This window comes from Trichocoleus sp. FACHB-262, from assembly GCF_014696035.1.
Classification (GTDB): domain Bacteria; phylum Cyanobacteriota; class Cyanobacteriia; order FACHB-46; family FACHB-46; genus Trichocoleus.
Genome location: NZ_JACJPK010000017.1, coordinates 415168 through 435401, shown reverse-complemented (window position 1 = coordinate 435401; position 20234 = coordinate 415168). Strand labels below are relative to the sequence as shown.

Below are 20234 nucleotides of genomic sequence, written 5' to 3'. Positions count from 1 at the left end.
CTTGCTGAAAAGCAGTTTCAGGTTATCTCTTGGTCTTTTATCCAAACTAAAATAATGCAGCTATGTAAGAATTGGTACTCTACTAATACCGAGGTTCTTATTAGCACTAGTTGTAATTTAAATAACTATAATAACGGCTAAAAAGAAGTTGTATTTCACTGAAGCCAACTGAAGTATTTGGCAGTCTAAAGCTTTAAGCTCCAAGCTCAAAACCTGCCCCAATACCTAGAATGTTGGTTTCAAAAAAACTCTAGAAACTTTCAACACTTAGCCCTTAGTAATTGAGAATACAAACCAATATTCATCAACTACTATTTGCTTATAGTGTTCCGCGATCGCCCAAATCAGCCATCTGTCCAGAGAGCGATCGAATATCACCCAAAGGGGGGAGATTAAACCAGTGACCTTAAAACTCTTCTAGCAACCACTCGGAAGCGCGATCGCCCAGATCCAGCGGGATGCTCACAGCTTTACCTAAGCGAGGCCGTTCCTTAGTCTGCTCAACAAACTGCTGCACTTGGCTGAAGCCGCCCCAAGCCTCTAAGTAGCTGCTGATGGTTTCTAGATGGGCGAAGTACTCGGCTTCCGTGAGGGGAAAAGAAGCCTGCTCCAAATACTTCCACATGACTTGAACAAAGATTTTGCCCTGGGTCCGTCGCACTTGAACATCGTAGGAACGGCCCCATTTGCGGAGAATGAGTTGATGTAAGTCTCGTCCTGTCATGACTCACTCTGGATCAACCGATTTGAAATCAAGCATTTTGTTTACATTTCGTATAGCTATCAGGCTCCCCGACTCAGATATGATGCTAGCGTCAAGAAATGTAATAATACCCATGAGGCGCTAAAAACCGCTTCTTTCAAGGGACTGTAACGCCCTGCCTGTTGCATTAGACTCACTTTAGCTATGGTTGCTGTCTAGGCGTACAGACTTAAATATGCGGGGTTAACAGGGTTCTAAGATTAGCCCAAACTGTTGGCTAAGACACATAACTTAACACATACGTAAGCATAGGTCATGGCTCAAGTCTCTGGATCTGCAGACGTACCTAGCATGGGTCGTCGCCAATTTATGAATTTCCTCACGTTTGGTGCGGTCACAGGCACAGCCTTGGGCGCACTATATCCTGTGGTCAAATACTTTATCCCGCCGTCTAGTGGAAGCGGTAGCGGTGGGGTTACTGCGAAGGATGCGCTCGGTAATGACATCCTCGTGAGTGACTTCCTTGCCAGTCACAAAACTGGCGAGCGCTCTTTGGCTCAGGGGCTCAAAGGCGACCCCACCTACATCGTGGTAGAAGGCGAGCAAGCCCTTGCCAGCTACGGCATTAATGCGGTCTGCACCCACTTGGGCTGTGTCGTGCCCTGGAATAGTGGCGAGAATAAGTTCATCTGTCCCTGTCATGGTTCGCAGTATGACAACACTGGCAAGGTAGTCCGGGGTCCAGCACCGCTGTCCCTCGCCCTAGTTCACGCAACTGTCCAAGAGGACAAAGTCTCCTTTACACCTTGGACTGAAACTGACTTCCGCACAGGTGATGACCCTTGGTGGTCCTAGGAATTGATCATTTTTACCAATCGTGAGACGTTGCATCCTGTCTTGTGTATTGACTGCCTGATCCTTTGCTATTGAAGACTCATTACAGATGAAGAAAACTTTTTTGTCAGCGATATTCGCTCCGCGATACCTCTGGCGCGTTACGCTTGCCGCTATCAGCGCGATCGCCATTTTGCTCGGTAGCGATCTAATGCTGCCTCAATCTGCTGCTGCTTATCCGGTCTATGCTCAGCAAGCTTACGAGAATCCTCGTGAGGCCACAGGTCGGATTGTTTGCGCCAACTGTCACTTAGGCGCTAAGCGGACTGAAATAGAAGTACCTCAAGCCGTTCTTCCAGATACGGTGTTTGAAGCAGTCGTCAAGATTCCTTACGACACCAACGTACAGCAGGTGTTGGGCAACGGTGAAAAAGGTCCTCTGAACGTTGGTGCGGTCCTGATCCTGCCTAAGGGCTTTAAGATCGCTCCTGAGGACAGAATTCCTGAAGAAATGAAGGAAAAAATTGGCGGTCTGTATTTTCAACCCTACAGTGCCGACAAGGACAATATTGTGGTAGTGGGTCCGTTACCTGGAGAGCAGTATCAAGAGCTGACCTTCCCAGTCCTCTCCCCCGACCCTAACGCCGATAAGTCTGTGAAATTTGGTAAATACCCAATCAACGTGGGCGGTAATCGTGGTCGTGGCCAGGTTTATCCTACTGGTGACAAGAGCAACAACACGATTTACAACGCTTCTGCTGCTGGGAAAATTACCCAAATTACTAAAGCCGAAAGTGGTGGTTATGCTGTCACCATTCAATCTGCTGACGGTGGCACCGCTGTAGACAACATTCCAGCGGGTCCTGAGCTAGTAGTCGCGGAAGGCCAAGAAGTGAAAGCGGGTGAAGCGCTCACGACTGATCCTAACGTGGGTGGCTTCGGTCAGGTTGATACAGAAATCGTGCTGCAAAGCCCTGCTCGCATCCAAGGCTTGGTTGCCTTCTTCGCTGCGATCACTCTCTCTCAAATCATGCTTGTCCTGAAGAAGAAGCAGGTTGAGAAAGTGCAAGCTGCTGAAATGAACTTCTAAAACAACCCTCGTCCATCATGGCTGTAAGACACCTTTGTTGAGTATTTCAACAGAGGTGTCTTTTTTATGCTAGGTATCCCAATTAGAACTGGATTAAAACTTGAATGCGGATTGGTAACTGTTGGAAGCTTGGGCGACCTGTTCGACCTGTTGGGAAACTTCTGGATTGTAGAGGCGTAGATAGTTCCAGTAGTTTTCAAACACCGACTTCACGTAGCCTTTGGTTTCGCCGTAGGGGATTGCTTCCACAAATTGATCAAGATCGCTGAAAGTGTTTTTATCTACCCAACCCGCTACAGCACCCGGACCTGCATTGTAACTGGCAACCGCGAAGAGAGAGTTATTGTCGTACTCGCGGTGGGTGTAGGCTAAATACCAGGTGCCAAGCTTGATGTTGTCTTCAGGTTTGTCCAGTTTGTACTGCTTCAGCTTAATTTGCGAGGCGATCCAAGAAGCTGTTTCGGGCATGACTTGCATCAGCCCAGTTGCTCCTACAACAGAGCGAATTTGTGGCTGAAACCGGGATTCCTGGCGGATTAAAGCTGTGACGAGTAGGGGATTGAGTTGCCGTTCTTGCGACCAAGCCTCAATAGGTTGCAGAAAGGGAAAAGGATACAGCGCTTGCCAGAAAGCAGGCTGTTGCTTAAGGGTTTGGTATTGCGATCGCTCCTCAGTTTTTTCGCGCCAAGCCAGACTCGACAACATGAAAATGCCATCGAGATGATCGCCCACTCCCACGCGCAACACCCCATCGGTAAACTGCTCCGCTACCGTTGGCTTAGTGGGATTTTTGAATTCTACTTGCCAGAGCGCCCAAGCATCTTGGCTTTGCCCCAACTGATACAGCTCTTGCAAGGTGGCAGAACCCGTGGGTAATGGGCTGGAGTGACCAGAGCGCACAACTTGAGGCTGGAGTTGACGGACGCTATCAAAATCGCCTACGTTCCAACCTAGCTGTACAGCCGATCGCCAAGCATAATAAGACTCTGGATATTTTGCCAAGACATACTCAAAGGCACTTGTGGCATCTTGCTCGCGCCCAATTTGGCTTGCCCATTTACCCACCCAGTAAGCGGCTTCTGGGGCGAATTCACTCTCGGAGTTTTGCTTGGTAATTGGTTCTGCCCACTGCCAAGCAGCCAAAAAGTTTCCGGTGTTAGCTTGACGCTGGGCTTGTTTCCAGCGAATTTCGGCGGCAGCATCTGATTTGGGGTACTGGCTCAAAACCGATTGGCGAGATTGCGCGGCTGATTTGCCGCTACCTAAGCCTTCTAGAATGTCAGCCTTGACCATCAGGGCTTCTGCTGCCTGGTCGGGGAATTGGCTAATGACTCGATCTAGATAAGGAATGCCATTAATCGGTTTAGGCGTAAGCTGAGCCATGCGAATTAGCGCCGTGGCCGTTTCCTCAGCCTGGGGGAAAGCGGTGGCTAACAGTTGGTAAGCTCGGTAAGCTTGAGAGTTTAAACCGCTGAGTTGCAACCCGCGCCCAATCCGATATGTGTTGAGGGAATTACGAGGGGCACGGGCATAAGCTTCTGCGGCTTTGCCATATTCCTGGTGCTCCCAGTAGTTAAAGGCGATCGCTTCCCAATCTTCGGGCTGGAGTGTAGCGGTAAAGCTGGGGTTTTCGGTTAGCCGATTCAGCACTGGGACAATGCCTGGAGCATTAATGCCATACTTAGCCAAAATTAAGAGCAATTTTGGCTGATTTGGGTTCTGGCGCAGGCGTTGCCGAATGATGTCTTGAGTGCGAGGATAAGTCGGAAATTTGGCGATCGCTTGATCCCAGTACTGCCGATCCTGGCGACCTAGCACGAATAAAGCTTCGGCAGCGATCGGGTGATCAGGATATTGTCGCAGCAGACTTTTCCAAGCAGCGGCGGCCTCGGCTGTTTTGCCGCTAATCGTATAGGCTTGGGCCTGCTTAAAAGCAACGTAGGCAGCAAGCTCCGGGTAATCTGACTCTAAACCCTTGAGCCACTGGAGCGCTTTTTCTCCTTGACGTTGCCGAATTGCATCACTTGCTAGCAAATAGCGAGCGCGGTTGCGGTCTGCCCCCTGTTTGCCTTGGGCGATCGCTGCTAGTTTAGTGGCTCGTTGCTCGGGAGATAGGTCTGCTAAAGCCGCAACGGCAGAGTCAGCAGCTTGGCTTTGGCTGGACAGAGATGACGGCTGTGGTTGAATCCAGCTTTGCCATTTACGAGTAAAACCGCTGGTTGTAACCGACAACGTTGCCCCTAAGAGTAAGGCACACAGCCCTGCTCCAATGGCCAAAGAAACTTGCGTGCCTCGTCGCTTCAGCATGCGTCCTCGCTCGAAGATTTGGACCGAATCCCATGAGACTCTAGCATTTTTAATTCCGTTTCCGCCCTAGGTCTTGCTCCTTTAAACAGGGAATTCTACCTAGATCCGACAATAGTTGAAAAGTGATCAGGCTGGTACTTCCATTTAGTGCGCTAGTTCGTAGGAGAGAATCAGCGAAAAATCGTCACTTTTTTGGAGTTAATCCGAAAAATTTTCTCTTGCAACTAGTAGCCTGAAGAAATAGAGAAGTCTTTGATTTAGAAGGACAAGAAGGGATGGATGTTCGCGCGACAGATACCTCATGCCTAAACTGGGCGGGAGACATTTTAGCTCTAGGGTTGTTTGAAGATGGGGTGGAACTGACGGGTGATCTAGCGACCTTGGATGAGAAACTCGCAGGCACCTTAAAAGAGTTAATGGCTGAGGCTGAGTTTAAGGGGAAAGAAGGCAGCAGCGCCCTTGCCCGTGTAGGCGGTGGCAGCGCTATCCGCAAAGTGCTTTTAGTTGGTTTAGGCAAACCCGACTCGCTAAAACTAGAAAGTTTAAGACGGGCCGCAGCTTTGAGTATGCGACAAGCGAAAAAAGAAAAAGGCAAGACCTTGGCTATTCAGTTCCCCGTATGGAATAGCCAGCCTGAAGCTACTGTGCAAGCGATCGCCGAAGGGGCAGAGTTAGCCGCCTATCAGGACACCCGCTTCAAGTCGGAGTCGGAAGACAAAAACTCCCAGCTAGAACAAATTGAAATTTTAGGTGTCGGCGACCAAAGCGTTGCCATTCAGCGGGCGCGGCAGATTTGTTCGGGAGTGATTTTGGCGCGAGAACTGGTTGCTGCTCCTCCCAACGTGGTCACTTCACTGACGATGGCAGAAACGGCTGAAGCGATCGCCCAAGAACACGGCTTAGAAATTGAGATTCTGGAGCAAGAAGACTGCGAAAAGCTGGGCATGGGAGCTTTCCTGGGCGTGGCTAGAGCTTCTGATATTCCGCCCAAGTTTATCCACATCACTTACAAGCCCAACGGCACTCCCCGGCGCAAAGTTGCGATCGTGGGGAAAGGACTCACCTTTGACTCTGGTGGCCTCAACATCAAAGGAGCAGGCAGCGGCATCGAGATGATGAAAACCGACATGGGGGGTGCCGCTGCAACCTTGGGTGCTGCTAAGGCGATCGCGCAAATTAAACCCGATGTGGAAGTACATTTCATCAGTGCCGCAACTGAGAACATGATCAGCGGTCGAGCCTTGCGTCCTGGCGATGTACTGACTGCTTCCAACGGCAAAACCATTGAAGTGAACAATACCGACGCAGAAGGTCGTCTTACCTTGGCCGATGCTCTAGTGTTTACCGAAAAACTTGGTGTCGATGCGATCGTAGATTTGGCCACCCTCACCGGAGCCTGTGTCGTTGCCTTAGGTGATGATATTGCGGGTCTCTGGAGTAGTGATGATACCTTGGCTGCGGAGTTACTCAACGCGGCTGAATCCGCAGGCGAAAAGCTCTGGCAAATGCCAATGGAAGAAAAATACTTTGACGGTCTGAAATCGATGATCGCAGACATGAAAAATACTGGCCCTCGTCCTGGCGGCTCCATTACCGCGGCCCTCTTCTTAAAACAGTTTGTGAAAGAAACGCCGTGGGCTCATCTCGATGTCGCTGGCCCAGTTTGGGCAGACAAGGAAAATGGCTATAACAGTGCTGGAGCCACGGGCTACGGGGTCCGCACCTTAGTCAACTGGGTCGTTGCTTAACCTGGCTACCTTGCTTAACCTGGCTACTTTAGGCGCAGTCTGGAATGCCGAGTGCTATTCAAACCCCCGCTAAACTCCAGTTAATCTCAGTAGTCCCGATGAGAGTTTTTTAGATCGCGTCTAAAGAACTCTCACCCCCTCGGGGTAGGCTCTGTACAGCTAGCAACTTGCCTCAGAGGAGCATTCATTACAGATATTTATGACTGAAAATCTGCCAGGAACTGGTTACTATAAGAACCAATAACACGCGCTAAGCTAAGGAATTTTACTTAAGCTTTATATGGCTACTGGAACCCTGCACCTAGTTTAAAGTTGGTATGAAGATGCCAGCCTAGGAATAGCAGCGCTTAAGATATCCGGAATATAGTGCAGTTATGCTCCGCAAATTTACATAAGCTCGACTTTACTTTTAGAGGAACCTTGAGTAATTTAAACAGATCTAGAATCTGTTTAGCCGAATGGACCATCCAACGGTAAACCCTAGCTTCGTGTTTCCCGCAAATCCGTATTTAATTACACAGGCTTAATTCATTCTTACTTCGGGTCACGGTTTTGGGGAGCAACGTCCAAGACAGGAATACTGAGAGCGATCGCAAACATATGATTGACTTTACTGTCGCCATACGTACTTATAACGGGGAAAAACGTCTACCTGCTGTTTTGGATCGGTTGCGATCGCAGGTGGGAACAGAGGGGTTCTCTTGGGAAGTGCTGATTATCGATAACAAAAGCACTGATAACACCAAAAAGGTTGTTGAAGCTTACCAAGCCAACTGGCCCCAAGCTTATCCCATCCGATACACCTTTGAAGGGGAGCAAGGGGCAGCGTTTGCCAGACAGCGGGCGATTCGCGAGGCCCAAGGTACCTTCATTGGGTTTTTAGATGACGATAACTTACCCACTCCAGATTGGGTTGCGAAAGCCTGTGCCTTTGGCCAACAGCATCCCGAAGCAGGGGCTTATGGTAGTCAGATTCGGGGGAACTTTGAAGTTGCACCCCCCCAGAACTTTGAGCGAATTGCTGCATTCCTAGCAATTATTGATCGCGGTCAGCAGGTATTCCGGTATGACACCAAGGTACTGCCTCCTGGTGCAGGCCTGGTGGTCCGTAAGCAAGCTTGGTTGGAGAATGTGCCTTCTCGCCTTCTGTTACGGGGCCCTGTCGGAACGTCCCTATCTGCCAAAAGTGAAGATATTGAAGCTTTGGCTTACCTCAAGCGTGGAGGCTGGGAAATTTGGCATAACCCAGCCATGTGTATTTATCACGAAATTCCCAAGTCCCGTCTAGAAAAAGCTTATTTGCTCAACTTGTGTCGAGGCGCGGGGCTAGGTCGTCACCACATTCGGATGATTGGCTTCAAGCCGTGGCAAAGACCCTTCGCCTTTCCAATCTACCTAGCGAATGATGTTCGTAAGGTGCTGCTGCACTTCATCAAGTACTACTCAGTGATTAAAACTGATGTGGTTGCCGCTTGCGAAATGGAGCTACTGCTAGGAATTCTGATTAGTCCTTTCTTCCTTTGGCGGGAAAAGTACTTAGAGGTGAAAGCAGCGAGTAGATACCCTAACTCTCTTTCTACCTCGGTCTAACTGAAGCCACACTTCAAAGTGAAGGGGGTTAATCTGCTTCAACAGAGTTCTGTGAAGCGGTAAAGTGGTGCTGCTTAGCCTAAGCTAACAACTTGACGCTCGCTTTAGGCAGTTTTGAAGGGACGATTGCTAACTCGCTTCATACAAATCTGACAGAGAGAGGCATTTTTGTTAAAAATTGCCAGGTTGACGGGTCGAGTCATAGCCAGTTGCTCAAGATTACCGATTTAATGGCAGAAGAGGAGCCTGCGACTTGGAGCCCACGTCATGCAGCGAAGAGTAATTATCTATCGGGATCTGCTACTTCCTTATTCGGAAACCTTCATTCCTGCTCAAGTGGAAAGTTTGACTGCTTATACAGGTTTCTACGTAGGCACCTCGCGCACCGCCAATGCAGCAGCTTTAATTCCAGTCGATAGAAGTCTCACCTTAAGCGATCGTGTTGCTTCTCCCGCAGTTTGGAAGATGGTTCTTAAATTGGGTGGGGTAGTGCAGTCGCAATGGTTGCGATCGCTGCAAGAGTTATCGGCTGAGCTCATTCATGCCCACTTTGGTATTGATGGTATTTGGGGTCTATTTCTAGCCAGAAAGTTAGGGTTACCTCTAGTTGTGACATTTCACGGCAACGATGCTACAGGCATGGATCGCTACTCCTCAGGCCATGTGCGAGTTAATCCATTGGACTTTCTATTTCAGCGTGGGCAATTTTTCCGAGACCTCTACGTAAGCAGGCGCGGTCAGCTATTTGCCGAAGCGACTTGTGTGATTGCCGTCTCGGAGTTTATCCGCGAGCAATTGATTCAAAAAGGGTGCCCAGCCGATAAAGTCACAGTTCACTACATTGGTGTAGATATAAACAAATTTACTCCGAACCCAGCGATCGCCCGTGAACCTATAGTGTTATTTGTGGGTCGCTTGGTGGAGAAAAAGGGCTGTGAGTATCTAATTCGAGCGATCGCTCAAGTCCAAACTATCCTGCCCGATGTGGAACTCGTGGTGATTGGCGATGGCCCTTTGCGTTCTACTTTGGAGCAGCAAGCTGTCAGCTCCCTTAAACACCATCGCTTTTTGGGAGCCCAGTCTCCAGAAGCAGTTCAAGGCTGGATGAACCGAGCAGCAGTGTTTAGCGTGCCTAGTATTACGGCTCGCACCGGAGATGCAGAAGGGTTTGGCATGGTGTTTGCCGAAGCTCAAGCGATGGAGTTGCCTGTGGTGAGCTTTGCTACGGGAGGTGTGCCTGAAGCAGTCGCCCACGGCGAAACAGGGTTTCTTGCTCCAGAAGGAGACTGGGAGACATTAGCTAAGTATCTGTTGACCTTGTTGCAAGAACCTCAAGTGCGGCAGAACTTTGCAGCTGCAGGTAGACAGCGCATGATCCAACACTTTAACTTGAAGCATAATACAGCCAAGCTAGAGGCTATTTATGATAGCGTCCTAGCTAAAAGTGGGTAGGGAAGGTTTAGATTTCAGGAAGTTGATTCTTCTGAGAAGGGCATTTAGATCTCAGCGATGTTTCTTCGGTATCGATTGGTTGTGTAAACTCAGTTGTCTTGAATCATGATTGGTGGAACTTGCAATGGCTGACTGGTCTTTGAAAACACCCGTTGCTCTCTTAATTTACAAGCGGCCTAGTACGACGGAGAAGGTGTTTGAGGCAATTCGCCAAGCGAAGCCACCTCAACTATTAGTGATTGCTAATGCCCCTCGTCCCGACCAACCTGGTGAAGCGGAGAAATGCGCTGAAACTCGCGCCATCATTGATCAAGTTGACTGGGACTGTCAGGTATTCAAAAACTACGCAGATAGTTTTTTGAGTTGTAAAGATCGTATATCCAGCGGTTTAGATTGGGTTTTTGGCACAGTCGACCGCGCTATTGTTTTAGAAGATGATTGTGTGCCAGATCCGACCTTTTTCCGCTTCTGTGATGAGTTGCTAGAGCGCTATCAAGACGACGAAAGAGTAACCAGTATTGCGGGTACCAGTTATCAAGTGCAGCGACAGCGATCGCAGTATGGTTACTCCTTCTCCCACTACAACTTGCTTTGGGGCTGGGCTACTTGGCGGCGCGTTTGGCAGCACTACGATGTGAACATGAAACTCTGGCCAGAAATCCGCGATTCTGGCTGGTTAGTGGATTGTCTAGGAGATGAGCAGATGGCAGACCATTGGAGCCGAGCCTTTGAGCGAACCTACAACGGGTTTGATACTTGGGATGATCAATGGGTCTTGAACTGTTGGATTCAAAGCGGTCTTAGCATCGTTCCTCATGTGAATCTAGTCTCTAACATTGGTTTTGGTAATGAATCGACGCATACCAAAGACAGCTTTGATTGGCGGGCGGCAATGCCTGTGGAGCCCATGTCGTTTCCTTTAAAGCATCCAGAATTTATGATTCGAGATGTTCAGGCGGATAAAGCCATTCAAGAAAAATACTATAACTGGTTGGCCAAGCAACGCACGTTAGTGGAGCGGGCCAAACGGAAAGTTCGACGTGCCAGGAAAATCTTGCAAGATTTCCGCCAAGGAGAAACCCAAGGCGATATGCGATCGCTAATTACTCAGTTGATGCGGGAGTAGCTTAGCCTGTAGCCCAACTTGCCTCTCTCACGTACATCTAGCTTTTTAGAACTTGAAAGCAAGGATTATGAGCCTCGACTCTGCTCCATTAACTGCTCAGCGACCGCGCCGTCAAGAAGCTCTTATCACCACGCTTGTGGGTTGGGTGCCGTTATCTCCCGGTTTTGTGCTCCGTCAAAAACTTTATCGTTCTATCTTTGCTAAACTGGGCAGTCCAGTCTTCATTCGACCAGGGGCCGAATTTTTGGGAGCGGACTGCATTGAAGTAGGTAACCAAGTTAGTATTCAACGGGGTGTACGGATCGATAGTAAAGGGCAAAATAACCGCATTTCTTTAGCAGATTGGGTTCATCTAGACAGAGGGGTAGACATCCGCACAACTGGCGATAACTGCCAGATTGAGATTGGCGAACATACCGCTGTGAATCTCTATACCTGTATTCATGGTCCTGGCCCGATCACCATTGGCAAGGATTGTTTGATTGCCTCACATGTGGGTATCTATGCGAACAATCATATCTTTGCCGATCCGAATCATAAAATTCGTGAACAAGGTTTGACTTGTGAGGGAATTGTGATTGGAGATGATTGTTGGCTAGGGGCGGGGGTGAAGGTTGTGGATGGAGTTACGATCGGCCAAGGCAGTGTGATTGGGGCTGGCGCAGTGGTAACGAAGGATATACCTCCTTATTCGATCGCTGTAGGCGTTCCAGCTAAGGTGATAGGACAACGCTCGGTAGACATAGGAACAGTAACTAAAATGGTATCTGAGAGTATTTGTTCTAGTAAGTTGAGGTGAAGTGACTTTTTCCTACTCTGCTATGCACTTTTCAATTAACTGTTTCCAAACAATATATCCTTTTCCATTCAAATGAATTCCATCAAATGTATAGCACGCATATAATTTCTGATGAGAATTTATAAAGTGAGAAAATAAGTCTACATACTGAAAAGAGAAATCTTTGGCCAGAATCTGAAGCTTAGAATTTAGCACTCTAATAGTTTTATTATTGGCTTTAAATGCTTTATGATCGAAATCTTTATTTACAGGTAAAACACTTTGTATGAATACTTGAGTTCTAGGTGATTTTATTTGAATCCGGCTCAAAATTTCCTTGTAGTAAAATTCTACTTGTTCTACAGTTCGTGCAGCATTTAAGTCATTGATGCCAACCATTAAGAATATCTGGCGAGGGTAGGATTCTAGTACCTCGTCTAAGCGTTGCAAAACTCCATCAGTTGTATCACCTCCTAGACCACGATTTATCAAGTTTGTATTATTAAATAGTTCTGACCATCCACAATTATCTATATGGCTATCACCTAAAAATATAATCTTATTTTTGGATAAAGTTAGGATACTGAAAATGCTTTTTTGATGAAAGTAGCGTGGCGGGTATACTACAGAATTTCTTGGTTCTTTATGTAAGAAGAAATTTAATTTTATACCTTGACTTAACTTTTTGATTGCACAGTGTAGGCTTCCTCTCTTTGTCAAGAGATAAATTCCTGACAAAGAAAACAGAATATTTATGAGAATAGAGATTGTACATACAGAAGAGACCAGCCACTCAATCATACAAACTCTCCTTGATTTTATGCAGATCAGGTTTAGATAAAACTTAACTCACGAGTCGAGACACTGCTAGGTGCCATCGGTTTCATCGTAGTAGGCCACCACAATGTCATAGATGCCTGCTGGTCTACCAAAGCTGATCATCGACCCCTCAGAGGCGCTGTCTTTGGCCTCAATGCGGTAGTAGGTCCTCAGGGGCATGAGAGGCATGGTTTCAGCTTCGCTCCAAAGGGGGCTATAGGAGTTCCCCAGCCATGTACAAAGTTTGGCTACTGTTGCTTCCCGGCTCTAGCAAAATGATTGGTGGTAGAACCGACAGCAACGGCTTTTGTGGGTTTTTGTTTGCGGTGAATGATAGTAATACCCCTGCCTGCTTTGATCTGAAGTGAAAGCGTTGATCCCAATCATGCCTACTGATTTACGCAATGATGGTAAATTGATTGGCGCTGAGAGTAGGGGCTCCGACCAAGTTGGCGATCGCAACAGCTGCACCTTCTCCACTCCCATCGCGATCGAAGCTGAGGAGACCGTTACTGGTGTTGTAGAGGAAGTTGGCGCTGCTGCCTACTGCGGTGGGACTCACATCACTGACGAAAACTCCGGTGTTGGAATTGGAGGTGGTAAGGGCAGTGCCAGCGAGGAGACCCCCACCAAAACCAGCGGCGGAGATGCGAAAGATGTCTGTGGTGTCGAAGTCGGTGAGGGTGTCGTTTCCTTCTGTCCAGGTTTGGTAAATGAAGATGTCTGTGTTGCCGCCACCTGTGAGGACATCGCCGCTGCCACCACCTGTGAGGACGTTGGCTGCCCCATTACCAGTTAATTTGTCACTAAGTCCGGTGCCAGTGACGTTTTCAATGCTGGTGAGGGTGTCACGATCAACAATGTTGTTGTGCCAAGCATCTCCTAGTTTGCTGTATCCTGCGGCACTGGGATGGAGGCCGTCTGAAACTAGGTCGCTGACGGTGAGACTGCCACCCGCATTGGCAAACATGACATTTTTGCCTTGGGCGGCTTTGTCGCTAACTAAGTCGGGAATTAGGGCATTAAAGTTTTTGACTAGATTGGCTTTGCTGCTTCCTTTGACCACTGAATTCATGGGGGTCAGGGAGGATACGACCAATTGGGTATTAGGGGCGAGTGTGGTAATGCGATCGATCAGGTTGCTGAGATTGTTGTACATGGTGGTCAAGGAGCTGCTGCTGTTGGCATCATTGGCTCCAATCATCAGTAAGACCACATCTGGTTGATGGGTGCTGAGGATACCGCCGTTGACTAAATCTTGAATCTGGTTGATTGTCCAACCTCCATGTCCTTCATGGTCGCGATCGCCCAAGCTGTCTGGTCCATTGACTTGAGACCCCACAAAGTCAGTGGTTAGACTATCGGCACCTAAATTCTGCCAAAGCTTGATTCGGTAAGCGCCAGGATAAGGATCGACACGGTGCAAGCCTTCGGTAATGGAGTCGCCTAAGGGCATGATTTTGGGTAAGGCAGTGCCAAACAGGGGAGCCAGAACGGTGCCTGTGCTAAGGTTGGCAATAATGCCTCGTGTCAGTTGGGAGTAGTCTGCGGTATCAATGCCTTCTCCACCATTGAGGATATTTTTGCCAGCATTGCCTTTGAGGACATCGTTGCCGCCAAAGCCGTTGATGGTGTTGTCTTTGGCATCTCCGATCAAGAGGTCGTTGCTGCTGGTGCCGTTGATGGTGCCAGGAGTTCGAGGGATAAATTCGATGTAGTCGATGCGGGCAGGTTCTCCGCTGTTTTCTTTGCCTGTAATCTGGAAGGTTTCTCCCTGATTGACGGTGATGCTAGTTGCTACCATTCGCTGAGTGCGAGTTTGAGCGTTCGCGCCGGTATCACCTCGGTTTTGGTTGAATGTCCACGAACCTATTGCTGTACCTTGCTTGCTGACGCTGACTGTGCTGCTGCCATCGCTCTCGTCATGGTAGCCAATTACCACGTCATATAACCCGGAAGGACCGTTGAAGTTGAAGGAGGCAGTTCCTGTTTCGCTGGATGCACCCACTACCAGGCTGATAATGCTACCACCGGATGCGGAGCTGTTGTTTTCGATGCGAAAAGTATTCAAGGCCATACTTTCAGCTTCGATGCGAATGGGAGTAAAGTTGGGTTCTGCGGATGGAGGTGGTGGTGGAGCCGCAATGTTGGTCTGAAAACTGCCGATCGCGCCACTGGCAACCCAGTTACCATTGATATCCTGCACTTGGTTCGCTCGCATGGAGACGCTGTAGGTGCCGTTATCGGCTAAGTCCCAAGTGCCACCCGGAGCAGTAATTTGGTAAGTGGCTGTGCGGGGGGTGCCGTCCCTGTTGACACTCACATTGATCAAGGTGGCGATTTGGTCAAAGTTATTAGGGCCAATGACGCGGATGTCACTAGAGTCTAAGCTAGCGATCGCCACTCCAGCGTTGTCGGCATAAGTAACCGTGAACTGGTAAGTCGTGCTGTCAGCAGTGGTGATATTCGTTGCGGTCAAGCTAGCAGTGGGAGCGGTTGTATCGGCAGGGGGTATGATGGGGATGAATTCGATGTAGTCAATGCGTGCAGGTTCGCCACTACTCTCTGCTGCTCGAATGAGAAAAGTTTCACCCGAATTGATGGTGGCCCCTGTAGCAATGGTGCGCTGAGTACGAGTTTGATTAGTAGCTGAGCCACTGCCTAAATTCTTGTTAAAGCTCCAAGAACTTAGCAATGTTCCTTCTTGATAGACAGAAGCGCTGCTGGTGCCATCCGTTTCGTCGTAATAGCCGATCACAATGTCGTAGAGACCTGCGGGGCCACCAAAGGTAAAGGAAGCAGTCCCGACTTCGGCACTATCTCCAGCGACCAAGCTGATCAGAGACCCTCCAGAGGCACTGCTATTCGCCTCAATCCGGTAGGTACTCAAGGACATGGTTTCAGCTTCGATCCGAATAGGTGGCATAGAATTTCTCCAAAATCTGCAAAGTTGAGTCGTGACTGCTTGTCCCTCTAGCAGCAGGGGAGGTTGTAGAGCAAACAGCAGCTATCTAGGACGAGTAAAAAATTGCAACGAGGATGGTAGTGCTCCCCAAATCGCTAGCTCAGAAGGGCTACATCAGACTGACCGGATTAGACAATCAGGGTGAATTGATTAGTGCCTAGGGCTGCTTTGAAATCTGGGTTTTGCTTGAGGTGAAGGGCCGCGTCAAATAAAAGATTGGTAAAGAGGGGCCCCGGCCTGCCCTGCTGAAGTGGCTGCACTATTTGCCCTTGTCCAAGAACCTGATGCCATAAGCTTAAAATTTTCTCTTTTGACTTATTAAGACGCACATCATTAAACGTGCTTAACTGCTATACCCAAGATGCTCCAATCACATCCAAGAGCATGGCTGAGAATCTGATGCTGTGTTTCAGTGCGGCTAGGCTCTAGAGCTCGTAATTTGGTATGTATGGAGACTGCACCCAGCCTTATAGCTTGCCGCGTAAATTTGATACAGCGACTTCGGAAGATTTTGTAGTATGGCTAGTTTGAAACTGCTGTACTGTACGTTTTTGAAACCCCGTTTGTTTAGCGCGTTGTTTAACTGCTACATGCTACTTTTGCGTACGCGATTATGCCTAGTAGGTGTGGTGTAAATTTACTCTTTCTTCGCGATCGCCCAACACGTTTTATTGAGCCTTCATAGTTTCAACCTGAGATCACGCAGAACTGATAATCGATCGCGGTTTAGAAACCCTGCTATTTCATGCATAGGGAGTTTTGCTGAGGTACCATCAGGCATCTCAGCTTCACTTACCCGACTAAGTTCTGGAGCCCTTTAGTTAATACTGGCGACTCTGGCAGCCATTTGTTGCTTGACGTGGTCGGCTAGACGCAGTGCTAACGCAATAATCGTCAGGGTGGGGTTGACGTAACCGCCGGTGGGGAACACAGAACTACCTGCGACAAACAGGTTGGAAATGCCATGCACTTGACAATTCTCGTCCACAACCCCTTGCTTGGGGTCATTGTGCATGCGGGTCGTACCAATGTGATGGTGGGCACTAGTGTCAGTTAAGTCTTTCCCTTCAAACTGCCAATCGCTTTCTAATCTGCCAATGCCTGACCTTCTTAGCTCCGCATCTAGAATTTCGTAAGTACGCTTGACGCTGTAGACATCTAGCTCATGCCAGGTCCAGTGCAGTTTTACCTTTCTGCGGCCTAGGCGATCGCGCTCATCACTCAACATGACGCGGCTATCCGGATTCGGAGCCTGTTCGATCATCTGGCTAATCTGGAAAGACGCAAATTGTTTTTCTTTATTCGGAAGATGTGACCAACCGCCCTCAATATCATTCGGTAGAATTGGCTGAATCTTCCTGAAGCGCCGATAAGCAGAGAGGGCTAGCTCATCAGCTCCGCTAACAACATTTCCTAAGTGTTTGAAAGGTTGGGGGGGGACTTTGGCTTGCCGCGCGGAGGAAAGCAGCGTTTTCAGGGAACTCACCGCCTGAGAACGGAAACCTTTAGGTCTGGGGTGGATCAACGCACCACTGTTCAGCAGGTGTTCCCGCCGTTTGACCTCTTCAGTTAGCACTAGCTTGCCTTTAATCGCAGACCCTTTTACCCTTCGAAGATCGTATAAAGCTGTGGAGTTAAAGATTTGCCGTTGCTTAGGGAAAAACATATAGCTGAGACCCGGGTGATCCATAAAAAATCGTCCCACCAAGTCGTTTTGATTGCCCAATCCAACATTCTGATTCTGGTCGGCGAGCAGCATTAAACGAGCATTCTCAATACCGCCTGTAGCCAGAATAAATAGTTTTGCTGTCACCCAAAAGCGATCGCCATCTAAACAAGCAGCTTGCAAACGAGTCACGGTTTTGGCGACTTCATTGGTCTCAATATCCAACACATTGGCGTTCAGGTAAGTGGTGATATTGTCGGCTTGTCGCAGCTCTTCCCGGTATTCCTGCGTAAATACACCACGAAGGGTAAATTGATAAATTGCGGTCGCTACCTTACCTTCGAGAAAAGGCAAGCGAGGACTTTGGGCTTCTTCCCAGTCTTCAGCCTGGTAAGCAAACGGCCCCATCTTAGAGAACTGCTGAGCCCGTTGGTAGAAGGGGTCTAAGTAGGCGCGATCGAAAGGCCAACCAGTATAGGGAATGCCGTCCCGCTTTTCAAAATCGATTGCTTCTAAAGGGCCGCAACGCCCCCCAATTTCTTCTGGCGTAATGGTGATATGCCATTCATTGGCCGTCCCGCCGAACTGGCGATGGCGCGATTTACACAAGTCTTGATATAAGTCACCACTGTTCTCCCCTTCGCAAAGGGACTGCGTGGCTTGATCCGGCTCAGCGCCGCCACTCTCCAGTAGACAAACTCGAAAGTCCTGTCCGATAAATTCGCGTGCCAGTGTAATCCCTGCGGGTCCAGCACCAATAATGCAGACATCAGACTCAATCGTTGTGCCTGCAGGCAGGGTACGCGCATCAATTAGCATTCAACAATCACCTTGTGACAGTGTTTCAAGTTGGAGCGACTACTTTACTTATAGGTTGTACATAGAATCACAAGCTCATGTAAATGGTTTCTTTGAGTTTTTACAGAAACCCTAGCCTGATTTATCAGATTTTTACAGTGGATCGCTTCACCTTTGGTTAGTATTACTACGCAGAGGTATAGTGCTTCGGTTCGTGTTCCCGTATCAACGCTCATCGGTCTACGTGAAAGCACAAAAACGCACCAACTGGTCTTCTTGAAAACTACGGGGTTACCCTATGAAAGCCGTGATCTTGGCTGGCGGACTCGGAACTCGTCTCAGCGAGGAAACGACCATTAAGCCTAAACCAATGGTGGAAATTGGCGGTCGGCCGATCCTTTGGCACATTATGAAGACTTACTCGGCTCATGGCATCACCGACTTCATTATTTGTTGCGGTTACAAAGGCTACGTCATTAAAGAATATTTTGCTAACTACTTTTTGCACATGTCTGATGTCACGTTTGACATGCGCTTTAACCAAATGAACGTGCATTGTGGCTATGCCGAGCCTTGGCGGGTGACCCTAGTAGATACCGGAGAAGACACCCTTACGGGCGGTCGGCTAAGACGGGTGAGAGAGCATATTGGCAACGAAACCTTTTGCTTTACCTATGGCGACGGCGTTAGTAATGTTAATGTTCAGGAGTTAGTAGAGTTCCATAAATCTCAGAAAACTCTGGCGACTCTAACCGCAACCCAACCACCTGGACGTTTTGGTGCCATTTGCTTGGGCTCAGAGCAAAACAAAATCGAAAATTTCCAAGAAAAGCCGGAAGGGGATGGCGCTTGGATCAACGGTGGCTACTTTGTTTTAGAGCCGGAAGTGATTGACTACATCGCAGGCGACTCGACAATTTGGGAAAAAGAGCCGCTTCAGAAGTTAGCTTCCGATGGCGAGCTTTCGGCCTATAGACACAATGGCTTTTGGCAGCCGATGGATACGTTGCGAGACAAGCAATATCTAGAAGAGCTGTGGAAGAGTGGTAAGGCTCCTTGGAAAGTGTGGTAGCCACTCCTTACCTTACAGATGCAAACGTTAAAGGCTCAGCTCAGGGGCAAATAGCTTTATGTATGATTTCGCGATAATTGGCGGCGGTATTGCTGGCCTTTCCACTGGGATGGCGTTAGGCCGCAAATATCCAGATGCCAAGATTTTGGTCCTAGAGAAGGAAAGTAATTGGGCCTTCCACCAAACGGGCAATAATAGTGGAGTTATCCACTCTGGTATCTATTACAAACCAGGCAGCTTTAAGGCGAAATTCTGCCGTGATGGCAGTCGCTCGATGGTGGAGTTTTGCCAAGAACACGGCATCGCTCACGAAGTTTGTGGCAAGGTCATTGTTGCAACAGACGAGAGCGAACTATCCCGCCTGGAAAATCTTTATCAGCGCGGTTTAGAGAATGGCTTGAACGTTACCAAAATCAGCGCTGAAGAAGTCCGGGAAGTTGAGCCTCACGTGAGCTGCATCGCTGGGATTCGCGTTTCCACGACGGGTATTGTCAACTACAAACAGGTTTGCCTCAAGTATGTCGATCTAATTCGGCTTCAGGGCGGTGACTTGCGGCTGAATACGAAAGTCACCAAAATTGTCCAGAAAGGCGATCGCCAAGTGCTCGAAACCAATCAAGGCGAATTTGAAACACGGTTTGTAGTGAATTGTGCGGGGTTGCACAGCGATCGCGTTGCCAAAATGGGCCAAGCTGATCCGAAAGCTAAGATTGTGCCCTTCCGGGGTGAGTACTACGAACTGGTGCCCGAAAAGCGCTACTTGGTTAAAACGCTGATCTATCCTGTACCGAACCCAGCGTTCCCATTCTTGGGCGTTCACTTCACCAAGATGATCGACGGCACCGTCCATGCTGGCCCTAACGCGGTTCTCAGCCTCAAGCGCGAAGGATACAAGAAAACCGATTTTGACTTGCGAGACTTTGCCGAAGTCATGACTTATCCTGCTTTCTGGAAGCTCGCCGCTAAACATGCGGACGAAGGCATCCAGGAGATTATTCGCTCCTTTAGTAAAGCTGCCTTTGTTCGCAGTTTGCAAAAGCTAATTCCGGAAGTGCGCTCTGAGGATTTGATTCCTACCCATGCAGGCGTGCGGGCACAAGCCCTGATGAATGACGGGAAACTAGTGGATGATTTTCTGATTGTCCCTGGTCCCAATTCCATCCATGTCTGCAATGCTCCTTCTCCGGCAGCCACCTCTTCTTTAGAAATTGGCAAAGCGATCGCCGCTCAAATTCCTCAACCGCAACATCTTCAGGCAGCGTTAAGCGTATAGGATTTTCACACCC

At 48.7% G+C, this 20234-nt stretch carries 15 protein-coding genes; 9 read left to right on the top strand and 6 right to left on the bottom strand.

Annotated elements, in window-relative coordinates:
• Nucleotides 1-406 precede the first annotated feature (406 nt).
• Nucleotides 407-724, bottom strand: coding sequence for a DUF3067 family protein (locus H6F68_RS03050; RefSeq protein ID WP_190431297.1), 318 nt, complete (start codon nt 722-724; stop codon nt 407-409).
• 294 nt (nt 725-1018) lie between these two features.
• Here H6F68_RS03050 and petC point away from each other — a divergent pair, with 294 nt between their 5' ends.
• A complete protein-coding gene (gene petC, locus H6F68_RS03045; RefSeq protein ID WP_190431298.1) occupies nt 1019-1558 on the top strand; it encodes a cytochrome b6-f complex iron-sulfur subunit in 540 nt (179 codons plus the stop codon).
• Nucleotides 1559-1646: 88 nt separating this feature from the next.
• Entirely contained in the window at nt 1647-2627 is a 981-nt protein-coding gene (gene petA, locus H6F68_RS03040; RefSeq protein WP_190554064.1) for a cytochrome f, read from the top strand.
• Nucleotides 2628-2720: 93 nt separating this feature from the next.
• On the opposite strand, the gene H6F68_RS03035 is transcribed toward petA, so the two are convergent.
• Entirely contained in the window at nt 2721-4934 is a 2214-nt protein-coding gene (locus tag H6F68_RS03035) for a transglycosylase SLT domain-containing protein (RefSeq protein ID WP_190556347.1), read from the bottom strand.
• A gap of 275 nt (nt 4935-5209) precedes the next feature.
• Between H6F68_RS03035 and H6F68_RS03030 the strand changes: the two genes are divergently transcribed.
• The 5 genes from H6F68_RS03030 (at nt 5210) to H6F68_RS03010 (ending at nt 11649) form a co-directional block, all read left to right on the top strand.
• Nucleotides 5210-6682, top strand: coding sequence for a leucyl aminopeptidase (locus H6F68_RS03030; RefSeq protein WP_190556345.1), 1473 nt, complete (start codon nt 5210-5212; stop codon nt 6680-6682).
• A 600-nt stretch (nt 6683-7282) separates the two neighbouring features.
• On the top strand, nt 7283-8272 hold the full coding sequence (hpsE, locus tag H6F68_RS03025; protein ID WP_190556791.1) for a hormogonium polysaccharide biosynthesis glycosyltransferase HpsE: 990 nt from the start codon (nt 7283-7285) through the stop codon (nt 8270-8272).
• A 267-nt stretch (nt 8273-8539) separates the two neighbouring features.
• The gene (locus H6F68_RS03020) at nt 8540-9724 is read left to right on the top strand and encodes a glycosyltransferase (protein ID WP_190556343.1); all 1185 of its coding nucleotides are present in this window, start codon (nt 8540-8542) and stop codon (nt 9722-9724) included.
• A gap of 124 nt (nt 9725-9848) precedes the next feature.
• Nucleotides 9849-10850, top strand: a complete 1002-nt coding sequence (locus H6F68_RS03015; RefSeq protein ID WP_190556341.1) for a glycosyltransferase family 2 protein — start codon at nt 9849-9851, stop codon at nt 10848-10850.
• A gap of 67 nt (nt 10851-10917) precedes the next feature.
• Nucleotides 10918-11649 carry a DapH/DapD/GlmU-related protein gene (locus H6F68_RS03010; protein WP_190556339.1) on the top strand — a complete coding sequence of 244 codons (732 nt, stop codon included), beginning with the start codon at nt 10918-10920 and terminating at the stop codon, nt 11647-11649.
• Between the two features lie 12 nt (nt 11650-11661).
• On the opposite strand, the gene H6F68_RS03005 is transcribed toward H6F68_RS03010, so the two are convergent.
• The 4 genes from H6F68_RS03005 to H6F68_RS02990 form a co-directional block, all read right to left on the bottom strand.
• Nucleotides 11662-12429, bottom strand: a complete 768-nt coding sequence (locus H6F68_RS03005; RefSeq protein ID WP_190556337.1) for a GDSL-type esterase/lipase family protein — start codon at nt 12427-12429, stop codon at nt 11662-11664.
• 66 nt (nt 12430-12495) lie between these two features.
• Nucleotides 12496-12636: a hypothetical protein gene (locus tag H6F68_RS03000; RefSeq protein WP_190556335.1), complete on the bottom strand. Its 141-nt coding sequence runs from the start codon at nt 12634-12636 to the stop codon at nt 12496-12498.
• A 208-nt stretch (nt 12637-12844) separates the two neighbouring features.
• Nucleotides 12845-15373, bottom strand: a complete 2529-nt coding sequence (locus tag H6F68_RS02995; RefSeq protein WP_190556333.1) for a GDSL-type esterase/lipase family protein — start codon at nt 15371-15373, stop codon at nt 12845-12847.
• Nucleotides 15374-16229: 856 nt separating this feature from the next.
• A complete protein-coding gene (locus tag H6F68_RS02990) occupies nt 16230-17897 on the bottom strand; it encodes a GMC oxidoreductase (RefSeq protein ID WP_190556331.1) in 1668 nt (555 codons plus the stop codon).
• A 277-nt stretch (nt 17898-18174) separates the two neighbouring features.
• On the opposite strand from H6F68_RS02990, the gene rfbF reads away from it, so the two are divergent.
• Nucleotides 18175-18948 (top strand): glucose-1-phosphate cytidylyltransferase, encoded by a 774-nt coding sequence (rfbF, locus tag H6F68_RS02985; RefSeq protein ID WP_190554056.1) that lies wholly within the window; start codon nt 18175-18177, stop codon nt 18946-18948.
• A gap of 58 nt (nt 18949-19006) precedes the next feature.
• Nucleotides 19007-20221, top strand: a complete 1215-nt coding sequence (gene lhgO / locus H6F68_RS02980) for an L-2-hydroxyglutarate oxidase (RefSeq protein ID WP_190431309.1) — start codon at nt 19007-19009, stop codon at nt 20219-20221.
• Nucleotides 20222-20234 lie beyond the last annotated feature (13 nt).

Excerpts from the sequence above, each read along its gene's own strand:
- H6F68_RS03050 (WP_190431297.1), bottom strand. The coding sequence starts at position 724 with ATGACAGGACGAGACTTACATCAACTCATTCTCCGCAAATGGGGCCGT.
- lhgO (WP_190431309.1), top strand. The coding sequence starts at position 19,007 with ATGTATGATTTCGCGATAATTGGCGGCGGTATTGCTGGCCTTTCCACT.
- H6F68_RS03035 (WP_190556347.1), bottom strand. The coding sequence starts at position 4,934 with ATGCTGAAGCGACGAGGCACGCAAGTTTCTTTGGCCATTGGAGCAGGG.
- H6F68_RS03020 (WP_190556343.1), top strand. The coding sequence starts at position 8,540 with ATGCAGCGAAGAGTAATTATCTATCGGGATCTGCTACTTCCTTATTCG.
- H6F68_RS02990 (WP_190556331.1), bottom strand. The coding sequence starts at position 17,897 with ATGCTAATTGATGCGCGTACCCTGCCTGCAGGCACAACGATTGAGTCT.
- petC (WP_190431298.1), top strand. The coding sequence starts at position 1,019 with ATGGCTCAAGTCTCTGGATCTGCAGACGTACCTAGCATGGGTCGTCGC.
- H6F68_RS03000 (WP_190556335.1), bottom strand. The coding sequence starts at position 12,636 with ATGCCTCTCATGCCCCTGAGGACCTACTACCGCATTGAGGCCAAAGAC.
- H6F68_RS03010 (WP_190556339.1), top strand. The coding sequence starts at position 10,918 with ATGAGCCTCGACTCTGCTCCATTAACTGCTCAGCGACCGCGCCGTCAA.
- petA (WP_190554064.1), top strand. The coding sequence starts at position 1,647 with ATGAAGAAAACTTTTTTGTCAGCGATATTCGCTCCGCGATACCTCTGG.
- H6F68_RS03005 (WP_190556337.1), bottom strand. The coding sequence starts at position 12,429 with ATGATTGAGTGGCTGGTCTCTTCTGTATGTACAATCTCTATTCTCATA.
- H6F68_RS03015 (WP_190556341.1), top strand. The coding sequence starts at position 9,849 with ATGGCTGACTGGTCTTTGAAAACACCCGTTGCTCTCTTAATTTACAAG.
- rfbF (WP_190554056.1), top strand. The coding sequence starts at position 18,175 with ATGAAAGCCGTGATCTTGGCTGGCGGACTCGGAACTCGTCTCAGCGAG.
- H6F68_RS03030 (WP_190556345.1), top strand. The coding sequence starts at position 5,210 with ATGGATGTTCGCGCGACAGATACCTCATGCCTAAACTGGGCGGGAGAC.
- hpsE (WP_190556791.1), top strand. The coding sequence starts at position 7,283 with ATGATTGACTTTACTGTCGCCATACGTACTTATAACGGGGAAAAACGT.
- H6F68_RS02995 (WP_190556333.1), bottom strand. The coding sequence starts at position 15,373 with ATGCCACCTATTCGGATCGAAGCTGAAACCATGTCCTTGAGTACCTAC.